Origin of the sequence: Amycolatopsis thailandensis (assembly GCF_002234405.1) — a bacterium.
In the GTDB taxonomy this organism is placed as follows: domain Bacteria; phylum Actinomycetota; class Actinomycetes; order Mycobacteriales; family Pseudonocardiaceae; genus Amycolatopsis; species Amycolatopsis thailandensis.
Genome location: NZ_NMQT01000365.1, coordinates 1 through 836 on the forward strand (window position 1 = coordinate 1; position 836 = coordinate 836).

Below are 836 nucleotides of genomic sequence, written 5' to 3' on the forward strand. Positions count from 1 at the left end.
GCGGCGAGCGAGAGCGCCAGCTCCGGGGTCAGCTCCTCGTTGGCGAGGCCACGTACGCCGTCGGTACCGAATAGGCGAGCCATCTGTCGACCTCCTTGGAAAACCACCACGACAACCTAGCCAGTCCCCCGGCCTTCCTCCCCGCGCCCCCGGCTTCGCCTTTAGCGGGCTAAACGCGACGCGCGCGACTTTAGCGGGCTAAACGCGACACGGGTGGGGCGCATGGGGCGGGTGTGACGGGTGTGACTGGGGGCGAGCGGGACCCGAAGGACCCTGAAAACACGGAAGCGCCCATCCGAAAGACGGATGGGCGCTTCCGCGGGTTGCGCCAGAGGCGCGATCAGCGCTTGCTGTACTGCGGAGCCTTACGGGCCTTCTTGAGGCCGTACTTCTTCCGCTCCGTGGCGCGGGCGTCACGGGTCAGGAAGCCGGCCTTCTTCAGGGCCGGGCGGTCGTCGGCGTCGACCTCGACGAGCGCACGGGCGATCGCGAGACGGAGCGCGCCGGCCTGGCCCGAGATCCCGCCACCGTGCAGGTTGGCGAAGATGTCGAACGAGTCGGGCTTGTCGACCGTCACCAGCGGCTCACGGATGAGCTGCTGGTGCACCTTGTTCGGGAAGTACTCTTCGAGCGTGCGGCCGTTGAGCTTGAACTCACCGGTACCGGGAACCACGCGGACCCGGACGACGGCTTCCTTGCGGCGGCCGACGGTCTGGGCGTTGCCACCGGCGGCACGCGACGGGCGCGGGGCGGCGGGGGTCTCGCTGGTCGCGACGGCGTCGCCGACCGGAGCGGTCTCCGTGGTCGCGACGGCCTCGGTCGCGGTCTCCTCGGTG

The 836-nt window shown here is 70.0% G+C and carries 1 protein-coding gene; it reads right to left on the reverse strand.

Annotation, left to right across the window (positions count from 1 at the left end):
- Window positions 1–340: 340 nt before the first annotated feature.
- The coding region (gene rpsI / locus CFP71_RS42920; protein ID WP_244200058.1) for a 30S ribosomal protein S9 at window positions 341–836 on the reverse strand (496 nt) is incomplete at its 5' end.